The organism is Mycoplasma sp. 10961 (assembly GCF_055523525.1).
In genome coordinates, this window is sequence record NZ_JBVFVD010000001.1 from 644677 (window position 1) to 656784 (window position 12108).

Consider the following 12108-nt stretch of genomic DNA (forward strand, 5'->3'; position numbering starts at 1 on the left):
TAACACCCTTATAAATAAGAGTGTTATAAACTAAGTTTAAATTATAAATAATCATTAATTCCATTAAAAGTTTGTTCTTCAAGTTTATTAACTTTTCAATAACCTGTATTAATTCGTTTTTGTTTGATTCCTTCACTATAACTGAATATTTTCACTCAAACATAAACAGATAAATAAGAAGAGAAAACAAGAATTAACGGTAATGAAATAAAGATTAAAATAGTAGGTAAATTATTGGTACTTGTACCGATAAATATTAAACCAATACCTAATACTAAAATCCCAAGGAACGAAACTATAAAACGTTTGAGGTTTTGTGTAATTGTATAATTAGCAACATTTAAAATTTCTGGTGTTATTAGCACTTGTTTATGATATTTTAATTTTATATTTTCCTTTAAGTCAGTAAAAATATGCATCTTTTCATTATTAGATCAAATAAAGATGATTAAAAAGATGATTAAACTATAGTTATTGATCTGAATTCTAGTTAATATTAGTAGTCCAAAAATAATTAAGAAATCAAAAACACTTGACAGAACTCAAACAATGCTAAAGACTAAACCAAGTCTAAATGCAACATAAAGTAAGATAACTGCAGATGAAATAACAATACCAATAACAACTCATTGCAAGGCGTTAAGTGATGAAATATTTGTTATATTAACACTATTGACACTTAATAAATTATTACTATATGAATTTGCTAGTTCTTGTATTTGTTTTAAAATATTTTGATCTTGATGAGATAGTTGTATTGATACACCGGTTAGTCCATCAAGACCAGTAATTGAATATATTGATGATTGGGTAATTAATGATTTATTTAAAACTGCCGAATCATTAATATAATTGATAAAATTATTAGCTAATTCTGAATCAAAGAAATATTTAGATTTATCAAGTGAAGTGATATTAATTGTGTAATATCCATTAAAACTATTTGAAATATTAAACCCATTTAAAGCACCACCACGAGTTCCAGATAGTGCACCAAAAATAATGGTTGAAATTAAAATTAAGGCAGTAAATAAAATTAAGATGAATTTGAAGTGTTTAAAATAATTTACACTTATTTTATTTTTAAAAATATATGCTTTGTGGCTTAATTTTGTAATACCAAATAATCTAATTTTTTCAATAAAGTAATCAGAAGTACTGATCGAAATAATAATAAACTTTAAAAAAATCAATGAGATTATAAGTGATATTATTGTACCAAAAACTGTAAACGAACTAAACTGCTTAATTTCGTTGGTTCCTAAAAAGAAGATAATTAAACTGGACACAAAAATTATTACATTGCTGTCAATAATTCTTAATGAATTAAATCGTGCAGTATTAATAATAGCTTTCTTGATAGAATCTCCTCCTAGATGCCTATCTTTGAATTTTTCAAACCAGCCAGATGAAGATTCAAATAAAATTAGCATACCTAGTAAAAAGGCACTTAAACTTGCAGGAGAATACTCTCCTCTAACCACTGTAAACATTGCTAAAGTAAGGGCTGCATATAAAGCACTTGAAATAGCAGCAATTACACCTAATAGTCCATAATTAATAATTTGAATAAAAGCTAAAATTGCGAAAGCAACTAATGATCCAATTATGGCATATAAATAAGTATTTTGTGAACCTGAATGATCTTGAGAATTATGTGTTGAAAAAAGTTCTAAGCTATAATCGCCTAAAGCAAAATTAATTTTTTCAACTAACGATTTAGACTCAGAATTAGATAAAGTTGCTTTATTTGATAAATAAAGATGTTCACCATTATGAACATAATACACTTGTGCATTATGAATTAAATATTCTTTTGAAACATTTAATTCACTTTCTTTAAGTGTATTGTTAGTCTCTTCATTTGAATCAGTTTTTTTTGATTTAACTGAGTTGTTAACATGAATAAAATTATATAAATTTTGATTTGCACTTTGTCAATCACTTTGATATTCATTAACTGCTTTTTCATATAGGTTTTGAATGTTAAGTCAAATCAAAATTTCTTTGCCAACTAGTGATTCAGTGGCTTTAGAATATTCTGTTTCACCAGTATTTCCATTTAAGGCTATTTTAACACTGTTGTTTCCATTTTGTTCAACATATTCAGCACTTCCAGGTTTAAACGGAATATTATAATCATAAACGTTTTTATAATCAAGTGCTTGGGAATTATTAAACTTACCTAAATAAAATAATGGCTTCATATCAGTTGACGTTGCGATAATTGAAGGTTTTTGTATAACTTTGTTAATAAAATTACTTAACTCCAGTTGTGAAAGTTTACCACTTTTAGAAATTGATATTTTATCACTAGAATAAGGCTCTACCTTAATTCCGCTATAACCAAAACTATCAACTAAACGGTCATTAATAGACTTTGAAATCTTTAAATTATCAATAGAATCGGGTTTGTCACTTTTTATCTTAACAACTATTTGAGTTCCTGGATTATACTCATAGGTTTTATTAACGTTGGAGTTAAAATAAAAAAGACTACCAAAGATAATTGAAAGTAGACCTGCTATTAAAAGCAAAGCACTAATTAAAAGCCTTTTTCATGATGTTAATTTAAATATTTTATTTAAAAATTTCATATATTATACTATACCATAAAACCTGGTTTTTATATGCTATTATTAGTGATATTTTTTGGTAGCTAAATTTAAGAAAAAAATCCCAGATAAAGATTGCATTCTAATGTTTGTCTGGGATAAAATTCTATAATTTTTGAGTTTGAAAATCTTTAATTGCGTTTACTATGGTATAAATAATCAATGCCTTCGCTTGTAATTCGTCTACCGCGAGAGTTTTTTTCAATTAAATTATAGAATAATAAAATTGGTTCAATATCACTTACAATATTTTCTTTATTAAATTTTATTAAACTTGATAAAGTCAGAAGTGAAACATATTTTTCATAAAAATTTTCTTTTAATAGTTCTAAATATTCAACATGATCCTTTGTTAAACCATAACGATATAAATCAAGGGATTTAAATGTTTTTTTAATAACTGACAAATCTATTAAACCATTATTTAAGGATATTGCAAAGTCATTTACTCTTTGTAATAAGTGGTTAGCAATACGTGGAGTTTTTCGCGAATATTCTGCTATTTTTTTAACACAATCACTTGAAATATTAACATTAATTTTCATAGCAGAATTATTTAAAATTTTGCAAATTTCATCTTGTTCGTAATTCACTAACCGCCCTATATATCCAAAGCGGTCTTTAAGTGGTTGTTGCAAATCATTAATACGGGTAGTTGCTCCTATTAGGGTAAATTTTTTAATCTTCATTCGCATCGAGCGCGAATTACCATCTACTCCAATTATTAAATCAAAGACAAAATCCTCCATTGCATTATATAAAAACTCAACAACTGTTTTATTAATACTGTGGATTTCATCAATAAAAACAATATCACCTTCATTTATAACTGATAAAACATTTATTAAATCACTCTTTTTTTCAATGTTTGCCCCTTGAATATAATGGATTTTAGCACCAATTTCATTTGCTATTATTGATACTAATGTTGTTTTTCCCATACCTGGGCTGCCATAAAACAAAATATGCGGGAGAGTTTTTTGTTGAATTTTAGAACTATTTATGACTGTTTTTAATGTTTTAACTAAATTTTTTTGGCCAATAAAACCATCAAATGTAGAAGGCCTAAGTTCTAAGTTGTGAATCACTGTTTGTGGTTATTATGCTTATGCTTTCTTCCACCATTTTATCAAGATCAATTTTTTCAGTAATATTAGCTATAGCATATTCAATTTGATTACGCTTAAATCCTAATGAGCTAAGTGTATTTGTTAAGTCAGTTAAATTATTAACTTCAGCACGTTTGTCCTCGCTTAAATCAACTAATTTAGATCATTTGGCTTTTAATTCAACACAAATATACTTAGCTGTTTTTTCTGAAACAAAGTTAATTTTAGATAATTCTGCTCAATTATCCGTTGCTATATATTGAGCAACTACTTCTCAACCCTTATCTAAAATCATCATGGCAATTTTTGGGCCGACCTTTTCAACTGAAATTAAATCAGTGAATAATAATCTTTCTTTAAAATCTTTAAATCCATAAATATTTTTGTAAAACTCGGTATTGTGCTCATATAAATAAATTTTGCACTTTGTACCAACCTCAAAACGTTGGATATTTGCAACATTCACCATATATCCATCACCTTTATTTTCGAATATAATACTTGATTTGTTTTTGAAAACAATTTCTCCAATTTTGTATAAAATCATTTTTTCCTCCAAAAAGATGATATAAAAAATGATTAAGTGAACAAAAAATAAAAAAAGACAGGCAAATTTTGTGCTGTCTATTTATTTATTAAATTTAACTATTTTTAATACGATCATTTAATGCAAGATAAGCAGGATGTTTTTTACCTTTGTAAAAACCACAATGTTGACATAAAGTATGTTGTTCAATTAATTTTGTGCAATTTGAACATTTAATTAAATTAGGTGTTTCTAAAGCACTATGTGTTTGTCTTTTGTGTTTACGTTGTTTTGATGTCTTGCGTTTTGGTACTATAGCCATATTTTCCTCCTTGCAATTAATATAAATTTATTTTCTAACTATGTTATCAAATAGCATTACTATTATAATATAAAAATCAAAATTTAAAAATGGAAAAATTAACAAAAAAATTAGTTATTAATTTATAATAAAACAATATGAATAACAAAACAAAACCAGTAAAAGTTGGAATTGTAGCTGAGTATAACCCTTTTCATAATGGCCATATTTTTCAATTAAAATGAATTAAACAAAAATTCCCTAATTCAAAAATTTATGTCGCTATGAGTTATAAATTTTCACAGCGGGCTGAATACATATGCGTATCTTGAAAAGTACGCAAAAAAATTGCCAAAAAATACGGTGTTAACAAATTTATAAAACTTAAAAATAATATTTCAAACCAAGCTGCACATATATTTGCTAGTGAAGCTGTCAAGAAACTAAATAAACATAAAATTAATTATTTAGTTTTTGGCTCGGAAACAGCTGATATAACACAATTTTTAAAAGTCGCTTATATTTTAAAATATAAAAAAACAGAATATAATGCACTTTTAAAAAAATATTTAAAAACTTGTGGTAATAGCTTCCCAAAATCTTCATCTTTAGCAATGCAAGATTTAGCAAATTACTCATTAAATACTCCAAATGACATTTTGGGAATTGAGTATGTTAAAACGATTGTAGAAAATAATTTTAATATAAGGCCACTTTGTATTAAACGAACAATAGGATTTCATTCTGACCAAACCCAAGATAATTTTGCCTCTGCAACTCATATACGTAAAATGGTTTTACATAACCAGGATATTAGTAAATACACACCAATGGATATTAAAAAATTTAAACAAATCAACGAAACTTACCTGAAGTTTCAAAAAATAATTAACAAAAGTAGTTTAAAAACTTTACGATCATATAAAATGGTCGATGAAGGAATCGAAAATTTATTTAAAAAAAATATATACCATAAAACGTATGAGGAATTTATTGAAGCATGCATTAGCAAAAGATACACAAGAAGCAGAATCAAAAGAACATATCTCTCAATTTATTTAAAAACTAAAAAAAATTCAAAGAGTAAAGCCGGACAGAAAAGTTAACATGTAAATGTTAGCTTTTCTGTAACCATTCGTTGGTACCAACGAAGAATTTTTTGAAAGGATAAATTATGTCAAGACATTTAAAGAAAGAAGAATTTGCAAAAATATATGAAGAATATCAAAAATCAGGTTTCCCAGGTGCTTTCCAAGCTATTTACCAAATATCACCAGAAACAAAAAACTTACAAAGAAATAGTGTAAAAGTTAGAATTAATAAAATAATTAAGCATTATAATTTAGGTATGGAAGACTTATTGCAGACAAAGAAAGGTGAAAGCCGTAAAAAAGGATGCGGCAAACCTAAGACGAAAAGAGAACCAAATTGAGATATTTTTGATCGTGATGATTTGTTGCAAATAGCTAAAAGATATTATGAAATTACCAACGAATTACCTAAAAGTAAGAAAGTTATTGAATCTAAAAGTTTTAGTATAAGTTATGTTAAGCTTGCAGAAGTTTTTGGCATTTCTAGACAAACAATTTCAAAAACTCAAAATATTAAAATTGCACAAAAACTCCCTAAATATAGTGATGTAATCGAAAAATCGTTCGCAGAAACAAAGTCAAGATATGGAAGGTTAAAACTAAGTGTTTACATATCTAAAAAATACAAAATAGATATAAACGAACGTTCATTAGGGAGATATATGAACCTTTTAGGCCTAAAATGTAAGCTTAGACAAAAATCAAAACGAAAAGAAATTAAAAACCTATCTACTCAGATTGATAACTTCGTAAATCGTGATTATAATGATCAAAACAATCGAAATATTTATGCAACTGATGTTTCATATATAAAAGCGCCAAAAGATGTGTTAGAATCACACGTTTATTTGTCTGCAATTTTGTCTCATAAAACTAAACAAATTATTGGTTTTAAATTATCAAAAAGTAATAATCTAGAACTAGTTTTAGACAATTTAAATTCATTAAAGCAATACAAATCCAAAAATTTTATCATTCACTCAGATCATGGCTTTCAATATACACATCATCAATATATTAAAGAAGTTAAAAATCTTGGTGGGATTATTTCGTTATCAAGAGTGGGAAATTCTCTTGATAATCGAGAAATTGAATATTGGTTTGGAATCATTAAAACTGAATTATTAAATGATTTAGATTACTCAAAAATAACATTTAATGAACTTAATGATATGATACAAGAATATGTAATTTGGTACAACAATGACCGAATTCAATCAAACTTAAACTGAAAAACTCCACAGCAATTTGCTATGGAATTATAAATAACTAAAATGTTAAATTTTGCTGTCCATGTTTAGAGTTAAAAATTCTTTCTTTGAATTTTTTCTTTTGATTCATAAGGCATTAATATGAAGTTCCGTTCACGATATATCTTATTTGTTATGTTAATTTTACGAATATAAACTTCATTATCATAAATTAATTGTTTTTCAATTATTCCTTTATGAATATTATGATATAAGTACTTTGTATTTATTTCGCCTTCTCGCTTTATTACAAATTGTATATTTAAGTTTTTGACTTGTTCAATTAAATAATCGTATAAGTAATCCAAGAAATTAAAATTATATAAAAAACCTTTATTTATTCAGTTTCTTAAAGATAAATTGCTTAAATATGTAAAAGATATTTGCGGGTTATTAAATACAAGTTCATGAATAATAGTTTTTAGTCTTTGAACTAAGAAAAGATATTCATGATTTTTTGAGTTTAAATAATTATCAAAATTAATATTATAAATTCCTTTATTTAACAACATTGTCCGCAAAATATTTACTGAAAGATTACTTCCAAAATTAAACTCATAAATTTTATTATCTAAAAAACTTAATAAATCTAGGTGTTTATTATTCTTTATGATGCTTGTATAACTGTAAATTCTTGAACTATTTTCCTTTTTAAAAACAGTAAAAACTCGATTTAAATAATCTACTTCTTTCATTACTATATTTTTTGAGAATTTCCTCATGTGCGATTCAAAGCCTTCAAATACAAAACCAGTTACATTATATTCTTTTTCAAAATATGATTTGATTAAAAATAAATTTCAATAAAGTTTTGTTTGGTGTTCATCAATACCATAATAAAATTCATTATTATGGTCGAATTTCGCTCCCATCGATTCAAAATTAACAACTCGTTCAATTGAATCTTCTGTATTCACCGAATCATTGATAGAACTTGACTTTTTTGATATAGTGTATGATAAAAAGCCAAGTTCTTTAAAATTAATCAATTGCAGGATTGTTATATTTTGTAATAAAACTAATTCTTTTAACCAAGAACTCAAAAATTTATAATTTTCATCAATATTATTAGCTAATTCTTCATTTTCAAACTCTGATAAATAATATCAATGAGGCAAAATTAAAACAATCTTGAGATTATTATTTCTTATGATTTCAATTTTTTTATAAATATTCTTTAAATATTCTTTAAAACTTTCTGGTGCTAGTTTTTCCTGGCATTTATTAAATAAAAAAATAAAGTATTCATTGTTAGAATTTATTTTAAAAGTTTTTAACGAGAAAGATTTCAAATAATTCATTTACATTCACCCCGCTTGTTTTTGATAAAATATCTAGTTTTCCTAATTCATAAATCACATTTTTAAGTTTTTTAAAACCAAAATTATTCAAAATAGTTGATAATTTCCTAATTTTTCATAAGGGTTGCTTTAGTTTTTCAGTAATTTGCATATTGTTAAGACCAGATGCAATTAAATAATAATAATTAACACAATTGCTTAGTATAGTGCTAAGTTGGGCAATTAATGATGTGATTTCTTCGCCCTCAGAAATACGCTCTAAATACTTTTGGTAAATAGTAGCAAGGTTAAATGTGTCTATTGAATTAAGGAACGAAAAAACTTCATTTTTGGCATATTTTGCAATTACTAAATTAATAACTTCAAAATTTATAGTTTGGTAAGTTTGTGTTAAATTATTAAATTCGTTCATAATTATTTCAAGATTATCTGGCATTTTATCTAAAAATAAATTTATATCAGTATATGAGAATTTTATATTTTTTTCTTTACAAAGTAATAATAATTGTGCTGCTATTTCTTTTTTAGGTATTTTTTTACATTCATATAATGTTGCATTTTGATTTAAAAAACTGGTAAGCATATTATTTGCCATTTTTGCAGAAATGTAAACAAATACTACTTCATTACTGTCAGAAAATCTAACCAAAGTTTTAATTAATAATTCTGCATTTTGTTGTTGTTTTTTATTATATTTAGTAGTTTCAATAAGATCTAAATTTTTTACTATAATTAACTTTTTATCTACAAACAAAGTTTCCATTGCGATTAACTCAATTAATTCTGAAAATTCATAATTCTCGTCTAAGACAATTATTTGATCAAGGCTATACATAGACTTAATTTCATTAAGATTTTTATTTATAAAATAAGATTCATCACCAAAAATAAATTTCATACTCTTATTATATTTTATTTTCTTTTTTATTTATAAAAACAGTTAAAAAGGATATAAAGCATCCTGTAAATAAAATAGACATAATTATTCAATTAACATTAAGGTTGATTTTTCAAAATAATAATAATGATAAAGAATTATCAAGTATAAATCTAATAAATACAAGTGCTGGCGGAAGTCATATTAGTAAAAGGAGGCAAATATACAATATTTCGAATATCGGAGATATAACCAAACTCAAAAATCAAGATGTGATATTTATATCTTGTTTTCATATCACAATTAAACTCGCCGAAATTATCCATATTTGAAAATAATTTGCAACATAAGACAATAACCATTTATTGTTATTCTGTTTTTTCATATTACTTATAAATATTGACAAAATAAAGCTTAGTCAATACCCTTGTGAATTTACCCTTAGGTTTGAAGTAAAAAATATAGTTAAAACCACTATTAAACTAAATTTATATTCTTTGTATGTTTTTTTGTTTAAGGCACTATTTAAAAGAATCGAAAAGAAGGCGCGATTTACTGAGATGGACTTAAGACAAATAATTCAGTATACAAAGCAGATAATATAAGTTATATTTTTTGTTTTCCCTTTGAAAACTTTATTCAAAAACATTGCAAGCAACTGAAAATGCATACCACTAATAATTAGAATATGTACTAAACCTAATTCACTTGCATAAGAAAACGGACTATTTTTGTAATTAACACTATGACCAAATAATAACGGTATTACAAATTCAGAATATACTGAATTATGAGAATTAAAAAATTTAAAGATATGTATGCGAAAATCATATGATTTTAAAAACTTAACATTTTGAATATTTTCAAAATAATTACCTTTAGTATTACCTTCAATATATATTTTATCCCATAAATTCAATTTTGTATTGATGCTATTAATATTAAGATAAAAAGCTTGATTATTAATATTAATTAGTTTATAACTATTTGTATCTACTAACTCGACTCAGTAAATATTATTAAAATAATTAAGCATAATATTATTTAATATTTGCTTAATAAAATATGAGATAAAAATTATTACTAAACTAATAATCAAGAATTTGAATTCTCATGGCATTAAAATAAAAAAAAGCAAGAAGCAAGTTAAAAATAACAAAATTCGTAAAGTGTTGTTTTCTTGTAGAAATAAGATACCAAACGATATTAAAAAAAATATGATTAAATTCTTTAATTTAGGACTAAATAATTCATTAACTTTTCAAGCGTCTTTTGCCCAATTCCACTTATCTCACCAATAGCTTTTCATGTTGTTTGTTTATTCTCCTTTCTATGGTCTAACAAAGCCTGAGCTATCTTATTTGATAATTTTAAAGTACTTAATTGTTTAATATTATCAAAATCATCCCAATTTAGCTTCAGATCTAAATAAGGAACATGGATCTTGCCATTATCAGGGACAAAATTATTCATTTTAAAACTTGAAAGATCCGCAAAACCTTGTGCGGATGCTTGAAATAACAGCTCTCGGTACGTGAGTTTTTTCGTTGATTTATGGATGCCATCGTGCAATACTGCTCCAGTTACATAATAAATATAAACTTTTTCCTCATTTTTATATTCTTCTTTGCTTGGTTTATTAACATAAACTTGCAAGATAACAATTGTTCCAGCAACCGAAAATAAAAATAATAATATTAATAAAATTTGTCCAAATGTTTTACGCTTCATATATTTAAAAATAAAGGAGTATAGCAAAAAACACAAAAAACAAAAAAAAACTAGACAGGGAAAAAATATTCGGACAAAATCCGAATATTTTTAATATAAAGAAAGAGAGGTAGTTATGAGGCATTTAAAGACTAAAGAATGAATCAAAATTTTTGACTTATACGATAAATATTTGAACCTGGGAATAACGAAGGCAGAATTTGATAATTTCTGTTTTGATATCAGAAAAGTATACTGAAATAAAGAATCAATGAGAAATATGTTAAAGAAAAGAAAACTGTATAATTTAAATATGAACATAGAATCACAAAGCGGTAAATCACCTAAGAAAGATAAAGGTGTTGGGAGAAAGAAAAAGAAAGTTCTCGATTATACATGAATTGATACTCTTAAAGATGATGAAAAAGATGCAGTTATAAAATACTACTATCGAATTTTTAATGAAAATAATATTGATGCAGATATCTCAAAGATAAAGAAAATCAAGAATCTTTCACATACTAAAAAATCTAAAATGATATGTGTTTCAAGATCTACATATTACGAGAAATTGAAAGATAACAACAAGACTAAAGAACTAAAGGTTAAACACAAAGAAATAATTTTTCAAAGTTTTGTCGAAAATAAAGAAAGGTATGGACGAAGGAGACTTGCTAAATATATTTTCCAAGAATATAATATTCAAATAAATCCTAGAACCCTAGGAAATTATATGAAAAAGCTTAATTTGAAAACATTTGTTAGACAAAAACGTAAAACCAAGGAATCTAAAAATACTAGTATTAAAATACCTGATTTAGTAAAAAGAGATTATAATTCACGTAACAATAATATATATGCAACAGACGTGACCTACATACCAGCACCAAAAGATATTGAACAAAATCATATTTATTTATCTGCAATTATTGATCATAAAACTAAGTTTGTGACCTATGAATTATCACTTAGAAATGATACTGAACTAATTTTGAATAATATCAGTAATACAAAATTCAAAAATAATTTTATTTTACATTCTGACCATGGAACTGCTTATTCGTCGGTCGAATATACTAAAAAAATAAAATCACTAAAAGGTAAAATATCAATGTCAAGAATTGGTAATAGTCTTGACAATCGTGAAATTGAGTATTTCTTTTCAATTCTTAAAAGTGAAATTTTCCCAAATTTTGATCAAACCTGTAAAAAACTTACTTTTATTGAATTATCACAAAAAATCAAAGAATTTATAAACTGATATAATTATAAAAGAATAAGATAAAAAAACCTTCCCAAAGCATTCCGTTTGGCTTAGCCAAATGGTA

General features: G+C 25.1%; 10 protein-coding genes. 3 read left to right on the forward strand and 7 right to left on the reverse strand.

From position 1 onward, the window contains the following. Positions 1–41: 41 nt before the first annotated feature. The 4 genes from secDF to rpmF form a co-directional block, all read right to left on the reverse strand. Complete coding sequence (secDF, locus tag AC0B4T_RS02755; protein WP_465103039.1) at positions 42–2597, reverse strand: protein translocase subunit SecDF; 2556 nt, start codon at positions 2595–2597, stop codon at positions 42–44. Positions 2598–2746: 149 nt separating this feature from the next. Then, positions 2747–3703, reverse strand: coding sequence for a Holliday junction branch migration DNA helicase RuvB (gene ruvB, locus AC0B4T_RS02760; RefSeq protein WP_465103040.1), 957 nt, complete (start codon positions 3701–3703; stop codon positions 2747–2749). Beyond that, positions 3681–4271: a Holliday junction branch migration protein RuvA gene (ruvA, locus tag AC0B4T_RS02765; RefSeq protein ID WP_465102245.1), complete on the reverse strand. Its 591-nt coding sequence runs from the start codon at positions 4269–4271 to the stop codon at positions 3681–3683. Before ruvA ends, ruvB begins: the two co-directional genes overlap by 23 nt. Positions 4272–4365: 94 nt before the next feature. Further along, positions 4366–4572 (reverse strand): 50S ribosomal protein L32, encoded by a 207-nt coding sequence (gene rpmF, locus AC0B4T_RS02770; protein WP_465101414.1) that lies wholly within the window; start codon positions 4570–4572, stop codon positions 4366–4368. A 137-nt stretch (positions 4573–4709) separates the two neighbouring features. On the opposite strand from rpmF, the gene AC0B4T_RS02775 reads away from it, so the two are divergent. Next, positions 4710–5657, forward strand: coding sequence for a nucleotidyltransferase (locus AC0B4T_RS02775; protein ID WP_465103041.1), 948 nt, complete (start codon positions 4710–4712; stop codon positions 5655–5657). 68 nt (positions 5658–5725) lie between these two features. Then, the gene (locus AC0B4T_RS02780; RefSeq protein WP_465102648.1) at positions 5726–6907 is read left to right on the forward strand and encodes an IS3 family transposase; all 1182 of its coding nucleotides are present in this window, start codon (positions 5726–5728) and stop codon (positions 6905–6907) included. 38 nt (positions 6908–6945) lie between these two features. Here AC0B4T_RS02780 and AC0B4T_RS02785 read toward each other — a convergent pair whose 3' ends face one another. The 3 genes from AC0B4T_RS02785 to AC0B4T_RS02795 form a co-directional block, all read right to left on the reverse strand. After that, entirely contained in the window at positions 6946–8193 is a 1248-nt protein-coding gene (locus AC0B4T_RS02785) for a hypothetical protein (RefSeq protein ID WP_465103042.1), read from the reverse strand. Further along, positions 8156–9091, reverse strand: a complete 936-nt coding sequence (gene holA / locus AC0B4T_RS02790; RefSeq protein WP_465103043.1) for a DNA polymerase III subunit delta — start codon at positions 9089–9091, stop codon at positions 8156–8158. The genes AC0B4T_RS02785 and holA overlap by 38 nt, the downstream gene beginning before the upstream one ends. A gap of 1209 nt (positions 9092–10300) precedes the next feature. Beyond that, positions 10301–10801 carry an MAG0490 family ComEA-like DNA-binding protein gene (locus AC0B4T_RS02795; RefSeq protein ID WP_465101410.1) on the reverse strand — a complete coding sequence of 167 codons (501 nt, stop codon included), beginning with the start codon at positions 10799–10801 and terminating at the stop codon, positions 10301–10303. A 115-nt stretch (positions 10802–10916) separates the two neighbouring features. Here AC0B4T_RS02795 and AC0B4T_RS02800 point away from each other — a divergent pair, with 115 nt between their 5' ends. Beyond that, complete coding sequence (locus AC0B4T_RS02800) at positions 10917–12065, forward strand: IS3 family transposase (RefSeq protein WP_465102614.1); 1149 nt, start codon at positions 10917–10919, stop codon at positions 12063–12065. The last annotated feature ends 43 nt before the right edge of the window (positions 12066–12108 follow it).